Source organism: Paenibacillus silvestris (assembly GCF_009882985.1).
Taxonomy (GTDB): Bacteria; Bacillota; Bacilli; order Paenibacillales; family NBRC-103111; genus Paenibacillus_E; species Paenibacillus_E silvestris.
In genome coordinates, this window is sequence record NZ_WTUZ01000015.1 from 253,867 (window position 1) to 269,802 (window position 15,936).

Annotated in this window: 12 protein-coding genes; 3 read left to right on the forward strand and 9 right to left on the reverse strand. The window is 50.4% G+C overall.

Going from position 1 to position 15,936, the window contains the following annotated elements:
• Nucleotides 1–112: 112 nt before the first annotated feature.
• From GQF01_RS12380 to GQF01_RS12405, 6 genes are all read right to left on the reverse strand, one after another.
• Nucleotides 113–1,729 carry a response regulator gene (locus tag GQF01_RS12380; protein ID WP_161407053.1) on the reverse strand — a complete coding sequence of 539 codons (1,617 nt, stop codon included), beginning with the start codon at nt 1,727–1,729 and terminating at the stop codon, nt 113–115.
• Nucleotides 1,726–3,486, reverse strand: coding sequence for a sensor histidine kinase (locus GQF01_RS12385; protein ID WP_161407054.1), 1,761 nt, complete (start codon nt 3,484–3,486; stop codon nt 1,726–1,728). Before GQF01_RS12385 ends, GQF01_RS12380 begins: the two co-directional genes overlap by 4 nt.
• Nucleotides 3,487–3,604: 118 nt before the next feature.
• Nucleotides 3,605–4,420: a carbohydrate ABC transporter permease gene (locus GQF01_RS12390; RefSeq protein ID WP_161407055.1), complete on the reverse strand. Its 816-nt coding sequence runs from the start codon at nt 4,418–4,420 to the stop codon at nt 3,605–3,607.
• Nucleotides 4,417–5,301: a carbohydrate ABC transporter permease gene (locus tag GQF01_RS12395; RefSeq protein ID WP_161407056.1), complete on the reverse strand. Its 885-nt coding sequence runs from the start codon at nt 5,299–5,301 to the stop codon at nt 4,417–4,419. Before GQF01_RS12395 ends, GQF01_RS12390 begins: the two co-directional genes overlap by 4 nt.
• A gap of 94 nt (nt 5,302–5,395) precedes the next feature.
• Complete coding sequence (locus GQF01_RS12400; protein WP_161407057.1) at nt 5,396–6,745, reverse strand: ABC transporter substrate-binding protein; 1,350 nt, start codon at nt 6,743–6,745, stop codon at nt 5,396–5,398.
• Nucleotides 6,746–7,016: 271 nt separating this feature from the next.
• The gene (locus tag GQF01_RS12405) at nt 7,017–7,229 is read right to left on the reverse strand and encodes a hypothetical protein (protein WP_161407058.1); all 213 of its coding nucleotides are present in this window, start codon (nt 7,227–7,229) and stop codon (nt 7,017–7,019) included.
• A gap of 354 nt (nt 7,230–7,583) precedes the next feature.
• On the opposite strand from GQF01_RS12405, the gene GQF01_RS12410 reads away from it, so the two are divergent.
• Nucleotides 7,584–7,979, forward strand: a complete 396-nt coding sequence (locus GQF01_RS12410; protein ID WP_161407059.1) for a hypothetical protein — start codon at nt 7,584–7,586, stop codon at nt 7,977–7,979.
• A 314-nt stretch (nt 7,980–8,293) separates the two neighbouring features.
• On the opposite strand, the gene GQF01_RS12415 is transcribed toward GQF01_RS12410, so the two are convergent.
• Genes GQF01_RS12415 through GQF01_RS12425 form a run of 3 tightly spaced genes read right to left on the reverse strand, consistent with a single transcriptional unit; the run spans nt 8,294 to nt 12,302 of the window.
• On the reverse strand, nt 8,294–10,066 hold the full coding sequence (locus GQF01_RS12415) for an ABC transporter ATP-binding protein (protein ID WP_161407060.1): 1,773 nt from the start codon (nt 10,064–10,066) through the stop codon (nt 8,294–8,296).
• Nucleotides 10,059–11,822, reverse strand: a complete 1,764-nt coding sequence (locus tag GQF01_RS12420) for an ABC transporter ATP-binding protein (protein WP_161407061.1) — start codon at nt 11,820–11,822, stop codon at nt 10,059–10,061. The genes GQF01_RS12415 and GQF01_RS12420 overlap by 8 nt, the downstream gene beginning before the upstream one ends.
• Nucleotides 11,823–11,855: 33 nt before the next feature.
• Nucleotides 11,856–12,302, reverse strand: coding sequence for a MarR family winged helix-turn-helix transcriptional regulator (locus GQF01_RS12425; protein WP_328803445.1), 447 nt, complete (start codon nt 12,300–12,302; stop codon nt 11,856–11,858).
• A 369-nt stretch (nt 12,303–12,671) separates the two neighbouring features.
• On the opposite strand from GQF01_RS12425, the gene GQF01_RS12430 reads away from it, so the two are divergent.
• Nucleotides 12,672–13,034, forward strand: a complete 363-nt coding sequence (locus tag GQF01_RS12430; RefSeq protein WP_161407062.1) for a DUF2294 domain-containing protein — start codon at nt 12,672–12,674, stop codon at nt 13,032–13,034.
• Between the two features lie 539 nt (nt 13,035–13,573).
• Nucleotides 13,574–15,931 (forward strand): FdhF/YdeP family oxidoreductase, encoded by a 2,358-nt coding sequence (locus GQF01_RS12435; protein ID WP_161407063.1) that lies wholly within the window; start codon nt 13,574–13,576, stop codon nt 15,929–15,931.
• Nucleotides 15,932–15,936: the final 5 nt, after the last annotated feature.

A 15,936-nucleotide genomic window follows, 5' to 3' on the forward strand; every position in this document is an offset into this window, starting at 1 on the left:
CTGGTTTACTGCCGCCATCAGCTGCTCGGCATGAGTTGTAATCGCTTTATAATTCCCCTTCTGAATTTCGCTAAGTGCAACCTGACTTCCTCCTGCACGGGTGGAAAAAGCGCTATGAGTATTGATCACGATACTCCTGCGGGGTCATGCCGTAATGTTTTTTGAAAGCATGGTTGAAGGAGTGGGGACGCTGGTATCCGAGCTGTGTAGCGATTTCGTATATTTTGTCGTGACCGTTCTTCAGCAGATAGGCGGCTCGATCCATGCGCACGCGGTTGACATAATCGCTGAGGTTATCACCGGTTTCCAGCTTATAGATTTTGGACACGTACACGGGGTGCAAAAAAACATGATCGGCAATGGATTGCAGCGAGACATCGCTGGCTAGACGCTGATCAATAAAGGACCTGATGTCATTGATCAGGGTGACTCTGCTGTTTTTCCGCTCCTGATCCATGTCTTCCCGCATCCGATGCAAGGAACGAATCGTCCATTCACGCAGCTGGTTGACCGTGCGAAAGGGGATACCTTCGGTCATTCGGTCGTAATCTCCGCCGATGAGCTGGTGCAGAGGGCGGCCATTTTTGTGAGCAATATAAGCAAAAGCAGACGCTACAGAGAAGTAAACCTCCAGCAAATGCTCCTGAGACTCGGAGAATTTCGTTTCCATTTCGTCGAAAATCAGAGTCAGCTTATCCTCCGTATCCTCCCAGCGGGCGGCTTCCAGAAGATGATTGAGTGTAGGCGGTTCATACAATCTTTGGAGCGCTGAGAGCTCTGGTTGGACGGATTCGTCCCCGAGTCGTATCAACAGTTCATGCTCGCTGCCAATTTGCTTGCGAAAAGCGCTCAAAGAGGCATTGTACAGGGTTGTAATTTCGCTCGGAAATAGCCCCCAACTGCTTAGCAGAATGGAGATTTTCCCCTTTAAGTAGTTTTTTACCGCTGATTGCAGCACGGAGGCGGTTCGTTCAAGCCAGGAGGAGTCCTCTTGACCCGCGGCCAACGGCTTCTTTTTCATCACAAAAATCAAATAATCATGTGCATCTTTCGTGTGCCAGCTATCAAATTTCTCCGCGAACAACTCCTCGACCATGTTGCTAATGGCATACTCCATAAGGGATAGGCGGCTCAGATCGTACTCCAGAAAATCCGACTCAAGCCGAATCATCATCAGCACGCAGGGATGTTCGTGGAAATCCGGAAGCTCCAGCATCTGCATTTTGTCCCGCAGGGAGTGCTCAGTGAGTTTACGCCCCTGAAGGAGGTCGCTCAGTAAGTTCCCCCGCAGCAGAGGGAGATTTTCCTTGACCGTATAGGTAAGCCGCTGCTTAGAAAAAACCTCCTGCCACTCGTTCTGAAGCTTCTCCATGACCCGCCCGACAGCAGCAAGCAGATCTTGTTCCGTAACGGGTTTTAACAAATAATCCTCGGTTCCTTGGAGAATGGCTTCCTTGGCATAGTTGAAATCGGAGTAGCCCGATAGAAGTATGCATTTTGTTTTCTGCCATCTACGGTTGATTTCCGCAATGAGCTGCAAGCCGGATATGCCAGGCATCTGAATGTCGGTAAGCACGATATCAATCGAGAATTGCTCGAGCAGCTCCAGCGCTTCTTTGCCCGAGTAGGCTTTGAACACCTGTTCAATCCCAAGGGATGCCCAATCAATGGTGGCATGAAGCCGATCTACAACATGCGCCTCGTCATCGACGATCAAAAGTTGCATCATTGTCGGTTCTCCCCGTCAGCTTCTGGAAGGTTCATCTGCGCACTGCGCTTCCAAGTTAACATGGCCTTCAAGCCTCCTTTTTCACCGGGATAAAAAGTAAGCCCTGATCCTTCTCCGAACTGGTAATACAGCCGGTGGTGGACGTTCCAAGTGCCACAGCCAATGTCATCGGACATCGGTGAATGCAGCTGTTCCAGCAGCCGGGTTAGCCCCGCCTCGTTAAGTCCAGCGCCGTTATCTTCAACAATGACGCGGTTCCAGCTCTCATCCTGCTCACCGGTTATGGTGATAAGGTCGCCTTCTACGCTGCGCTCAATGCCATGGAGGATAGCGTTCTCCACCAATGGCTGAAGGATCAGCCGGGGAACCCATTCTTCCAGCATGTTCGCGGGAACCGAGATATCATATTTCAGACGATGGATGCGTAGATGCTGAATATTCAGGTAGTGGCCGACCAAGTCGAGCTCGTCTGCCAGCTTGACGGCTTGCTTTTCAACCCTGGTTGTATAGCGGTAGAATTCGGCCAAATTTTGCGCCATAGCCACAACAGATTCTTTGTCCTCCATCTCAGCCGAATTAATAATGAAAAACAAGGAGTTATAGAGAAAGTGCGGATGAATCTGCGACTGCAGCTGCTTTAAGGTTGCCTCACGAGACCGGATTTTCTCGGCATATACGTCTTCGACCAGTACTTGAATTTGTTCGGCCATTTCATTGAAACGCTGAATAAGGAAATCAAACTCATTCTTGGCCTTATAGTGGATACGGGCAGATAAATCGCCGCGCTTCACCTTTTGCACACTTTGCATCATTTTGCCAATCGGTATTTGCACGTTCCTGTACAGAAGGAAAGAAGCGAGCACACTCATCACGAGCAGAAGACCAATGGTGATATAAAACAATTTGCGCGTCATAGTAATGGGTGAGAGTATTTTTTCAACAGGCACATAATCCACTAAATACCAACCTAGCTGCGTGGACTTCACATAGCTAATCAAATACTGCTGGCGATCGATCTCGAACTGGATTTGGCCGGAATTAGGCAGGTCCTCATCAAGAATAAGCTGCTCTCTAATGGCATTCGTAATCTGCTGGTTAGATGAGCTATTCACAATCAGGGCGTTCTTACCGTCCACCAAAAAAGGATCGCTGCGTTTGTCCTGCTTGTACACGTCCATCAGATTTACCATGTTTTGAACGCTGAACCTGACCTGATAGAGCACATTGGCTTGATCCACCGTCTGTGCGCGAATGGGCTCGCTAATTTCTCGGATGAACGACCCAATCCCTTTGTCGCCTTCCCGTACCTCATACGTCCAAGTGCGCTGAATAGCTCGATGCCAAGGCCACACATCCGTGCCATTGACGAAAATGCTGGAGGAAAGCACCTGCCTTCCATTAGGAATGGCCACCGTGAGTTCATTTACCCAGCCGCTGGAGACACTTTGTAAGCTAAGCTTCTGGATCATCCGGGATTGCTCTTTCAGCACGTCATAATCCGGCGAATCACTCCGGTTGATATATTCCCTCATATAAGGATCGCTCCCGAGAATAACGGGGGACATAGCAAGCCGTTCCACATCTGCATCGAGCTGATGCATGAAGAAGGAGAGCTGATTTAAGTTCGATGATTGGATTTGATCCTGCACAACATGGTTAGTAATTCGGTTCGTATAGCTGTACAGCAGCACAATAGGAATAAGCAGTAAGATCAACAAGATTAAGATTTTGCTAAAAATATTAAGTTTATAGGGCATGCCCAATCACCTTCCGGGTCATCTAAGCGTTATAACTTAGAGTATACGCCTACGAGAGAAGTCCTCCAAATGAATGGAAACCTCTCTCGTACATGTAATCTGCGGTAACCCGTTAGGATTAACCTTTTACAGCACCTGCGGAAAGTCCGCTAACAACATAACGTTGGGATACTAGAGCGATAATTAGTACAGGAAGTGTGATGATGCAAGCTGCAGCCATAAGAGCGCCCCAGTTAATCTCGGAATAAGACATGAAGTTAAATACGGCGATCGGCAGCGTCTTCGTTTTGTCCCCAGCTAGGATGACAGAGAACATGAAATTGTTCCACGAGAAGATAAAAGAAAGCAGAGATGCCGTGATGACACCAGGCCCAGAGATCGGCAGAATAATTCGCAAGAAAACCTGATGATGCGTACAGCCATCAATAAGGCCTGACTCCTCAATTTCAGTCGGCAGCGCCTCGAAGAAGGAGATCATAATCCAGATAATAAAAGGAAGTCCGACGAGCATATGGCTTAAAATGAGGGCTGTATACGTGTCCACCAAGTGGATTTTGGAGAATAAAATAAACCAAGGAATCAGGAACGTAATCCCTGGAATGATCCTCGCGACGAGAATAAGAAGCCCGAGCTTGTGAAGGTGATGCCTTGCAATCGCATAAGCTGCCGGAAGACCTAGGATAAGGGACAGCAGTGTTGAGCCGAAAGCGACTAGGAAGCTGTTCCAGATGAATTTGATGAAGTCGTATTCTTTGAATACACTGACGTAATTATGAAAAGTTGGTTTGAAAATAAATAGTTGGCCTGTCGACAAAATTTGCGATTGTGTTTTGAAGGAAGCGAGCAGCATCCAGACAAATGGGAATGCAAAGACGATCAGCACAATGAAGGTGAGCAGGGTTTGCAGGAACCTTGAACCTCTTTTTTTCTTCATGAAGTGGCTCCCTCCATTCGTTTGCGCATCCAAATCATAAATAACGTAAGCCCCATCACTAGCGCGAAGAAAATGACAAGCAAGGACGATGCCATACCGAGCTTAAAGTATTGGAAGCCGAGTACGTAGCCGTAAAGATTCAGCGTCTCCGAAGCGAAGTTCGGTCCGCCTTGGGTTGTTGCGTAGATGATATCAAACGTTTTCAAAACATCGATTAATCGAAGCATAGCTGCCACGATTATTGTTGGTCTTAGAAGTGGAAGCGTGATGGAAATGAACTTTCTCCATGTGCTTGCGCCGTCTACATCTGCGGCTTCATAAGGGTCTGTTGGCAGTGTAGCGAGCCCGGCCATAATGATGAGCGCGATCATCGGCGTCCACTCCCAGACATCTACGATGACGAGGGAGGGAATGACCTGATTGGGAGAAGCCAGCCATAGCAGCGGTTCGAGTCCAAACGATTTAAGCATCATGTTAGCAACGCCGATTGTCGGTTCATAAATCAGCATCCAGACCAAGCCCATGGCAACAGGTGTGGCGACCATTGGGAGCAGGAAAACTGTCTTAACGAGATTCTTCCCTCGGAATTCTCTGGATAGGAGTAAAGCGATGGCGATGCCAAGGATAACCTCCAAGGCGAGTGCAGCGAAGGTGAAATAAAACGTCGAGCCTGCTGCATGCCAGAAACGCTCGTCTTTTAATAAGGCCGTGTAGTTGGATAAGCCCACCCAAAGGGGAGGCGTCGTAGCGGACATGCTCCATTCGTAAAAGCTGATGCGGACAGTATAGATGATTGGAAACAGCATCATCAGCAGGACGAAGATGACGGCCGGCAGGGTATAAATCCATTTTAAGTTGCGGTTAAACCAGCTGTATTGCACCTGAAGTCACCCTTTCTGATGGTTCGTATAGGATGGAGCTGTATGAAAGGAAAAAGGGTCATCAGATGACCCTTTTCACCTCTCAAACGCCTATTTATCTCGTTTTGTCTTTATCGATAATTGTTTGCAGCGCTTGATTAGCTTTATCTGCAACAGGCCCTATGTTGGTTTCACCGGACATTACCTTTTGCACGATTTCACCAACCGCATCACGAGCTTCACCTACACTGATCACCGTTGGACGGTCGTGGTCGACACCTGTTTTGGCGCTTTCCTTGATGATTGGAACCAGCTCCGCAGGGAATCCGGTTGTGCCTTCTGGTTTATCCCATACCGAGGTACGGGCGCCAGGGTTGCCTTTTTGCTGTGTTTTCAGCACAACATCTTTGCTTGTTGCCCATTGGATGAAGGCCCAAGTCGCATCTTTATTGCCGGATTTGGCATTCATGGCAAGTCCCCAAGATGTGATGCTGTAAGGCTTCGAGCCTGCTTTGCCGCCAGGGAATACAGCGAATCCGACTTGATCCGCTACTTTGGACTTGGCTGGGTCCGTTGCGTTCTGGTACAGGGAGTTAGCATCTGTTAGGAACGCGACTTTTCCTTGTGCGAAAATACCAAAGGCTTGCGGCCAGGACATGTTAAGCACACCTGGAGGCGCGTAATCTTTGAGCAGCGTGCCATAAGTGGTGAAAGCTTTGATCGCCTCAGGCGTATTGATGCTGGCTTTCTCGCTTGTCGTGAAGTCTGCGCCTTCCGAGTACAGGAAGGACGACACTTGCGTTACAAGCGGAGAACGCTGGCCCCTTGCAACGAATCCGTACATCTCGTTTTTCGGATCGTGCAGTTTTTTCACCGCAGCATTAAGCTCATCTAACGTTTTCGGTACAGCGATGCCTGCCTTTTGCAGCAAGTCTTTGCGGTAGTACAGAATCTCTTGCTCCGTAATAATCGGAATGCCTGCTAACTTCGATTCGACCGTTGTGGAGCCGATAGAGGATTTGGAGAAATCGTTAAAATCGTAATCCTTCGCTTTTTGAGCATAGTCATCCAGAGGTTGTACCCAACCGTTCTTATAGAAAAGCTTGCCTTCCTGAAGCGGGCGGTACATGAAAACGTCAGGCGTTGCGGAGCCAGATGTGAATTGAACCGTCAGCTTCTGCGTGAGCTGGTCCTCGAAAAAGCTTTCGACATTCACCTTAATGCCTGTTTCCTTCTCGAAATCCGGCAGCAAAGGCTTGATGGCATCTGCCCAAGGGTGGTTGGCTGTTACGAGCGAGATCGTTTTACCTGCGTATGGCTTTGCGTTAGCGGTTGCAGCAGCACCGGTGCTTGGCGCAGTAGATGGCTGTGCCGTGTTCGCTGTACTGCCGCAGCCTGCTAATACCGCTGCTGCCATAACAGTCGTCGTGCCAACGCCAATCCATTGTTTGAATGATTTTTTCATCTAATATGTGACCTCCCGTGTACTTAGAAATGACTGTGCTTACATCTCTAAGAGTACCTGAATCCTGTAGGGTGTTGATATAACTAAGATTTAAGATGGATAACTACGGCTGAAGATAATTCGTGTTAGGGGTAGGGTGCCCTGATTGAAAGCATAAAAAAACCCTATTAGGATTGCACCTACTTAAGTGAACAGACATACTTCACTCAATTTAAATGCAGCCCAATAAGGCGCTATGCGTGCATAAAATGCTTGATTATAAAAATAAGTTTTATTTTTTCCCTCTTTTAAAAAAGTTGAGAATTAAACCAATAATGTTCACGATTAAAAATAGGGTAAGCAAAATATTCGTGGTATGCAGTTCTGCCTTTAATTGAGTTATATCTGTTTGTAGTTGTCGTGAAAGGTTGCTGGTTTGATCCGCTACATTACCAATCCTACTACTGATATCGTTATAAAACTGGTGAAGTTCTGAAAAATCCAAAGTATACCACCCTCCCAGATATAGACATTCATTTTCTATATAATACTTTATATTTCTAATAAATTACAATATTTCCATAGATTTAACGGTACTTTGTTTTGTCTTATCTATACCTTTTCAGGCATCGGCAGAAGAAGTAGTTTCCACGCAAAAAGTTAAACTAAAACTGACGTATGTTGATATTCCCTTTTCTGAAAGTGTGAGTTTAGTCAGAAGTGAAACTATCGATTCTGCTAAGGTTGAAGTTATTGATACAAAAACCGGAATATTGCTAAATACATATCGAGAAACAATTGAAAGCAACAGCAGAAGAAGTCGAATATTAATTCCATTACAAGTGGCGATTACTACATAGTGACTACTACTAGCGATAGAACAGATGGTCCGAGTGGTACACAAGCTGTTACTAGACTAACAGTTAAAATGAATGTTTATAGTTCCGGTGGGTTTAGACAAATAAACTCGATTGAGTCTAAAACTATGGCTGTAGTAAATTCAGGTGGTTTTACTTTAGAATCTGTAGACACTGTGGCTATTTCAGCTACAGGTAGTTTTCCTACCACTGGAATAAGAGCAAATGGAACTGGTGTAATTACAAAAAAAATGACATATACGTCTCTTTGGGAATTTAGTGCAGGACTATCGGCTTGGAAAATGGCGGAGTTTAATATTACTTATCAGGATAGTACAGCTAAAGAATTTTATGCTAGAAAGCCTATAAGTGTAAGTTTAAACTATAGTTTATATTAATTTAAAAAGAGTACGGTAAAACCGTAGATACTTCATAAGGAATTCTTTACAAGTAAGTAACAAAAAAGAGGGCTTCCAGTTTATTGGGAACCCTCTTTTTTTGTATTCTTTCCTCTAACGGACAGAGTTGCCCTTATTCAATGAATTCGAGGCATTTTCAAATTGTAACGGACTCCAAAGCTGCTATTCACACCTAAATTGTGCGCTTTGTTTGTTTTATTAACTATTAAGGACTCTGGTGTCCGTTACGTTTGAGAAATAGGGAAATAATCGAATATAACGTCAATGAGGTCCGTTAAATAATTAATGGCTCCTCAAAGCGAGCTAACCTGGCTGAATTGGTTTGCATACAATTCATAATAATGCCCGCGGAGCGCAAGCAGCTCCTCATGCGTGCCCCGTTCCACGATCTCGCCGCCGTGGATCACAAGAATCGCACTCGCTTCGCGAATCGTGCTCAGCCTGTGGGCGATCACGAAGCTCGTGCGCCCTTTCATCAGAACGCCCATTGCCTGCTGGATGTGCAGCTCCGTGCGCGTGTCGACGGAGCTCGTCGCCTCGTCGAGCACGAGGATCGCGGGGTCGGCGAGAATCGCCCGCGCGATCGTGAGCAGCTGCCGCTGGCCCTGACTCAGGTTGCCGCCTCCGGCGGTCAACATGGCGTCATAGCCGTTAGGCAGCTTGCGAATGAACCCGTCCGCGTTGGCAAGCCTCGCGGCGGCTTCGACTTCTTCGTCCGTCGCATCCAGACGGCCGAAGCGAATGTTTTCTCGGATTGTATCCGAGAAAAGGTACACATCCTGCAGCACGATGCCGAGGCGGCTGCGCAGACTGTCTTTGTCGAGGCTGCGAATATCGCGGCCATCGATGGTGATGGAGCCTTCGCCGACGTCGTAGAAGCGGGTCAGCAGGTTGATGATCGTCGTTTTGCCGGCGCCCGTCGGGCCAACTAAGGCGATCAAATCACCGGGCTCCGCGGCGAACGTAACATTATTAAGCGTAGGCACATCGTCGGTGTAGCGGAAGGAGACATTTTGAAAGACGACCTCGCCCTTAACCTCTGTTAGCTCTACAGCATCCCCCACAGGATCGTATTCCGTTTCGCGATCCATCACTTCAAATACACGCTCGGCCCCAGCAATACCGGACTGAATCATATTATACTGATTCGCGAGATCGTTGATAGGGCGGCTGAACTGTCTGGAATAGTTGAGAAAGCTGATAATAACCCCAACCATCGTCCAACCTTTAAGCACCATCCAGCCGCCAATGGCAGCGAGCAGGATGAAGCTGAAATGATTGATCATATTCATGCTAGGTCCCATCATGCCCGAGAGCTGTTGAGCACCTGTACCAGCAGCACGGAGCTGCCTGTTAATCGTGTCTAGCTGGCGGACTGTCGCGGCTTCACGGCGAAACGTTTTGACGACCTTTTGCCCAGAAATCGTTTCCTCAATGAGTCCATTCAGTTCACCGAGCCGCTGCTGCTGCTCTTTGAATAGACGCTGGGTATGCCTCGTAATCTGCTTTGTTGTGAATAGAACGATTGGAACAGTAATCAATGTAATAAGAGTAAGCCAAATATTCAAAGTAATCATCATGATAAAAGAACCAGCAATCATAACGATACTTGTAATGATCTGCGTTAAATTTTGACTGAGCGTAGTTGCTACGTTATCGACGTCATTCGTCGTGCGACTCATAAGTTCACCGTGAGAAGTCTTGTCAAAATAACTAATCGGCAGCTTGTGAAGGTGGCGAAACAGATCCTGTCTCATTTCCCATACGGTACGCTGAGATACCCCCGCCATGACATACGATTGAATCCACGTAGCCGCTCCGCTGAACAAATAACAGCCAAGCAAAAGGAGACAGAGTCCAAGCAAGCCGCTGCTGTCGCGCGGTACGATGTAATCATCGATGGCGATGCCTATCAAATAAGGCCCGAGCAGTGCAAGTCCGCTGCCGAGGACAGTAAGGATAATAACAGTGAGCAGCCCGATGCGCTGCTGTTGAAGATAACCCCACATGCGCAGGAGGGTCGCACCTATATGACGGGCGCGTGGTGGTGTCTGCTTTTTAGCCATGAAGGGCAGTCTCCTTTCCTTGCTGCGAGCGGCAAATGTCTTGGTAGATGGCACTTGTCGCCAGCAGCTCCTCATGGGTTCCGCGTGCGGCGATGCGTCCTTCATCGAGAACAAGAATTTGATCGGCGTGCAGCACCGATGAGACGCGCTGCGCAATAATGATGCGTGTGCTGCCGGCCATCAACTGCAGCAGAGAGCGCTGGATACGCTTCTCGGTGCCAAGGTCAATGGCGCTGGTGCTGTCATCCAGTACAAGCAGCGGTGAGCGCAGGAGCAGCGCTCGGGCAATCGCTATGCGTTGTTTTTGACCGCCGGACAGATTCACGCCGCGCTGTCCCAGCTTCGCCTCGTAACCCTCGGGCAGCTTGCGAATGAAGCTATCCGCTTCCGCAGCCTTGGCGGCTGCCTCGATCTCCGCTTCAGTGGCCCCAGGCCTGCCGAAAAGAAGGTTCTCGCGAATCGTGCCGCTAAACAAAATAGACTGCTGCAGGACAATTCCAATCTGACCGCGCAGCTGCTCGACGGGCATCTCCTTAATATCAACGCCGCCTAGAAGAATGCGGCCTTTTGTTGCGTCATAGAGCCGTGGGATCAAGCTGACGAGTGTGGATTTACCGGAGCCCGTCGCTCCAAGAATCCCGATCGTTTGTCCTGGCAGCACCTTGAAAGAGACATCCTCCAGAACAGGCTGGTCGGGAGCCGAATCATACACGAAGGAGACATGCTCAAATTCCAACTCACAGCCTAGCATAGGTGAATTCATCTCGCTATGTACTTCAGCGTCACTGCGCTCCTGCACGGGTTCATTCATATCCGGTTCTGTATCCAACACTTCGCGGATGCGCTCAGCAGAAACTTGGGCGCGGGAAATATTCATTAGCGTATTGCTGATTGAAACCAGCGAGAAGAGAACTTGAGTGATATAGATGATAAAAGCAGCCAAATCCCCGATGGCCATAGAGCCGCTCCAGGTCTGTCCGCCGCCGAACCATAGAACCGCAACAATGCTGACGTTCAAAATTAAAGTCATCAGCGGTCCGCTTGTAGCCAGGGCGCGGGCGGAGCTGAGGCTTGCGTCCAGCAGGGCAGTGTTGGCTTTGCCGAAGCGGGTTCGCTCGAAAGCGGCACGCACGAAAGCTTTGATCACCCGAATGCCTGATGTACTTTCCTGCATAACGGTGTTAACGCGATCGAGCCTCGCCTGCATCAACCGAAAGAGTGGTGTAGAGCGTTTCATCAGCACATATAAAATAAGGAATTGAATCGGTACGACGACCAGCAAAATCAAAGAAAGGCGCGGCGAAATCACAATCGCCATAACGATGCTGCCAATAAGCAGCGAAGCCTCGCGCACGAATTGCCGCAGTAAAATTTGCAGGATGTTCAGCATTTGCATCACATCGCCGGTTAAGCGAGTAATCAGCGATCCTGTTGAAAAAGTGTCCAACTGCCGGAACGAGAAGGACTGCACCTTCTCGAATACGCTAAGCCGCAGGTCAGCACCGAAGTTCTGTGCAGCTTTCACAGTAAAAAACGTACAGCCCACCCCGCCGACAAGGCCAACGAAGGCAACGCCCAACATGTGCAAGCCCGTGGACCAAACGAGCGCGAGATTACCGTCTGCAACGCCATGATTCACAATGGCCGCCATCAGGCGGGGCTGAGTTAGATCCATCCAGACCTCCATCACCATCAACAATGGGGCTAGCAAGGTGATCAGCCAATAAGGTTTAACAAATGATCGTAGTTTCCACATCGCAAGAAATCCTTTCTTTTGTTTGGTGGCTAACTAATTATCTTCCTCTTTCGGGCGCAAATTATCCTGCATTTGAAGCAAGAGACGGCGGAATAAGAGGATTTCCTCAGGCAAAAAATGCGAAAACGTCAACTCATCCGTTGCCTTAATGGCTTCCTTCACATGGACGGTGACTTCCCTGCCTTTATCGGTTAAATAAACGCGGGTAACTCGCTGATCTGTAGGGTCAGGCTGGCGTTCTACAAGGCCCGTTTTCTCCATGCGATCAACCATAACCGTTAACGTTGCGGGCTTATTGTGAATGCGCTCGGCAAGCTCGCGCTGACTGAGTCCGTCTTCAGCGGACAAGGCTAGGAGCAATGGCGGTTGACCGGGATAAACGTCATACGGATGAATGATTTGATCAATCGTACGGCGGTGCATTTTTAGCAAATGAGACATCATATGTGTAAGAGATTCGGGATTCGGGTGACGCGACAACGGGTATCCTCCTTTTTGTTAGGTGACTAATTAATATCTTAGATACGTTGCTCCAAACTGTCAATACACGATTTCACTTCTTCCTACCCCGTAAAATGCTCTTTGCACGGCTCCACGCTTTTCAGGTATTGTATAGGTAAGGTGTAAAAGGAGAGTGGAAGGAATGACTGCGGCTATAATTTTGGGCGTAATTGCCCTCGTTATCATACTTGGAGCAACGTTCTGGGTAACGCGGAAGGCATACTCCCGCAGATGGGATGAAGAGGAGCACGACTAAGGGGGGAGCGGCCCGCGTGCGTAGCCTCCCTCTAGTCAGGTATGCGCTTTCTTGCTATGATTGAAAGAGCAAACATAAAGGTGGCTGGCCGAATGAACCGAATGGAGGCCGAATTCAGTAACCTGGTCAAGGCTTATCGCAAACGGCATATGGGCAAAGGGCCGGAGCGCGTGACGACGACTTTTTGCAAGTGCTGGGCGATCTGCGAGATGGCTGGCAACCTATCACCGGTGGAGAAGTTCATGGCGAAGACGGGCGATGGCAGACAAATGCTCCGCACGGCTCGCACGGAAATGGTCAAAGAGATGTATCGCGATCATCCCCCTGTGGAGATGGAGGAGCTGCTTGGCGCGAAATTCGTCCAGCTGTTCGTTGACATCGATATTGAGCAGGATTTGGGGATGTCCGTATTCGTTTTTGATCAGGATTTGGAGAGGAAGTTTGGCGGGAAGTAGATTGTGGTTGTCATGGGGAACTTTGTCTAACTGTAGACCGTAGACCGTAGACCGCAGACCGCAGACCGCACCATTGAAGCTGTACAATCATGTAAAAAGTGCAGCAAAACATCGCAATTTTGCGATTTTGAGAGTGAATCGTGTATTTTGTACAGCAAATTTACGGGTTCTAGCCCCAAATGAAGCTTCAGCCCCAATTTTGATGTACTTTTTGCAAGATTCTAAGTAAGTAATACGTAGTCAGCATGAATTTGCTGTACTTTTTGCAGTTTGGGAGCGTGACCTCCATACATGGGCACCGTCAAACACCCGCCAATGCAGGCTCAAACGCAAAGGCAAACATGCCACCCAAGGCAAGATTAGCTAAAAATGACATATACATAATCAAAGTGCTTGGCACTTGGTAGCGAACCTGCCGGAGACTAACCACTGTAGAACATCGCTTGTAACTTTCTTGAAAAAGGAAGTTTGCAGGGCGTGTTTTGCGGTGGTTTTTTGCTTCATACCAATCCAATATCGCGATGAAGGAGCTGCTCATTATGGGAAAAACGAAGCACACTGGGCCGATCAAGCTGCCCGCAAAACCTGATCCGAAGCTGTGGGTCAGCAAGGTCCCGTTCGGGCTGGGCAAAGTGAAGCCGCAGCATATTCGGGAAACAGCCAAAATCGCCTGGCAGAATCGGGATAATCTCCCTTATGCGTACCGGATATTGACACAAGGGGTATGCGACGGCTGCGCACTAGGCGTGTCGGGGCTGTACGACCAGACGCTGGCTGGACCGCATCTCTGCACGACACGGCTGAACGTGCTGCGGCTGAATACGATGCCGGCGATCCGCGAGGAGGTGCTCCACGCGGACATCGACGAGCTGAGCCGCATGAGCAGCACAGAGCTAAGGCAGCTCGGGCGTATTCCCTATCCGCTCATACGCCGGCACGGGGAGCGAAAGTTCAGCCGCGCCACCTGGGATGAGGCGCTGGACATCATCGCAGCGAAGGCACGCGCGATTGACCCGAAGGGGATGGCTTTCTACCTGACGGCCAGAGGGATCACGAACGAGTCGTATTATGCAGCCGCCAAGGTGGCGAGGCTGCTCGGCACGAACAACATCGACAATGCCTCGCGCATTTGTCACTCGCCGTCGAAGACGGCCTTGAAGCGCTCCGTCGGCGTCGGTGCTTCGACCTGTAATTACAAGGACTGGATCGGCACGGATGTCCTTGTGTTCTGGGGCAGTGTGGCCGCGAACAATCAGCCGGTCTCGACGAAGTATATGTATGCGGCCAAGCGCCAAGGGACGAAGATCATTGTCATTAACCCGTACTACGAGCCCTCTATGGAGCAGTACTGGATCCCTTCCATTCCCGAATCCGCGTTATTCGGGACCAAACTCGCCGACGATGTGTACCAAGTGAACATCGGCGGAGACATTGCCTTCATGAACGGCGTCATGAAGGTCTGGTTCGAGATGGAGGAGGCCGTGCCCGGCTCCGCCATCGACCATGCGTTCGTGCAGGCGCACACGAACGGCTACGAGCAGCTGCGCGCCCACGTGGCGCAGCAGGACTGGACGACGCTGGAGCAGTCGTCCGGGCTTTCCCGCGAACGCATGCGCGAGTTCGCTGAGCTGCTGGCGCGTGCTGCGTCCGCGGTTTTCGTGTGGAGCATGGGGCTCACACAGCACCGCTTCGGCACGGACAACATCTCGCAGGTGGCGAATCTCGCCCTCCTGCGGGGCTTCCTTGGCCGCGAGCACTGCGGGCTGATGCCCATCCGCGGCCACAGCGGCGTGCAGGGCTCCGGCGAAATGGGCGCGGACCCCTTCTCCTTGCCCGGCGGCGACATAAGCAGCTCCGCCGACCGCAGCCGCATCGAGCAGCTCTGGGGCTTCGTGCTGCCGAGCTGGCAGGGTGACATCGTCGGTGTCACCTTGGAGAACGCGCTCCTGCCCGAGGAGCAGGAGCGGAAGCTCCGGCTGTTTTACACATCCGGAGGCAACTTCCTGGAGACGATGCCTGACCCGGCATTCGTCCGTGAAGCCCTAACCGCTGTCGATGTCCGTGTGCACCAGGACATCATCTTGAATACCTCCACGCTGCTGGACGCGCGGGAGGCTGTAGTGGTGCTGCCCGCGATGACGCGCTACGAGCAGCCTGGGGGAGGCACGTCCACCTCGACGGAGCGGATGGTGTACTTCTCGCCCGAGATCGCGGGTCCCCGGATCGGCGAGGCCCGCGCGGAGTGGGCGATCTATGCCGATCTGGCCAGCCGCGTGAAGCCTGAGGCAGCCGTTCAGCATCTCGGCTGTGGCAGCGCCGCGGCGATTCGCGAGGAGATTGCTCTGGCCGCGCCGAGCTACAACGGCATTCAACACCTGCGTGAGCGCGGTGATGTGTTTCAATACGGCGGCGCGTGGCTGTGCGAGGACGGCGTCTGTCCGACGCCGGATGGCCGCGGCGCGCTGCTGCCGATCGAGCTTCCGCAGCTGCGGAAGCCGGAGGGGCACTTCGCCGTGACGACGCGGCGCGGCAAGCAGTTCAACTCCATGATCTACAGCGACATCGATCCATTCAATGATGCGGATCGTTACGATGTGCTGATCCATCCCGGGGATGCGGCTCCCCTTGCGCTAAGTGAAGGGGAAGCGATTGTCGTCTACAACCGGTTCGGCAGCATGCATGGCCGGGTCAAATTTGCTGAGATCAAAACCGGTAATATCGAAGTCCATTGGCCGGAAGGGAACAGCTTGATCCCAAAAGGCGTTTACGAGCCGCATGCCGGCATCCCGGAATACAATACAGCAGTAATCGTGGAGAAGGCAGAAACGTACCATGCCCACAAAGACACGCGATACGTCGAGAAACGGATTGAAGAGCTGGAGATCGAAGCGGGGTGAAGACG

Coding starts and splice junctions, on each gene's coding strand:
- GQF01_RS12415 (WP_161407060.1), bottom strand. CDS start 10,066: ATGGCTAAAAAGCAGACACCACCACGCGCCCGTCATATAGGTGCGACC.
- GQF01_RS12400 (WP_161407057.1), bottom strand. CDS start 6,745: ATGAAAAAATCATTCAAACAATGGATTGGCGTTGGCACGACGACTGTT.
- GQF01_RS12380 (WP_161407053.1), bottom strand. CDS start 1,729: ATGATGCAACTTTTGATCGTCGATGACGAGGCGCATGTTGTAGATCGG.
- GQF01_RS12435 (WP_161407063.1), top strand. CDS start 13,574: ATGGGAAAAACGAAGCACACTGGGCCGATCAAGCTGCCCGCAAAACCT.
- GQF01_RS12420 (WP_161407061.1), bottom strand. CDS start 11,822: ATGTGGAAACTACGATCATTTGTTAAACCTTATTGGCTGATCACCTTG.
- GQF01_RS12385 (WP_161407054.1), bottom strand. CDS start 3,486: ATGCCCTATAAACTTAATATTTTTAGCAAAATCTTAATCTTGTTGATC.
- GQF01_RS12390 (WP_161407055.1), bottom strand. CDS start 4,420: ATGAAGAAAAAAAGAGGTTCAAGGTTCCTGCAAACCCTGCTCACCTTC.
- GQF01_RS12430 (WP_161407062.1), top strand. CDS start 12,672: ATGAACCGAATGGAGGCCGAATTCAGTAACCTGGTCAAGGCTTATCGC.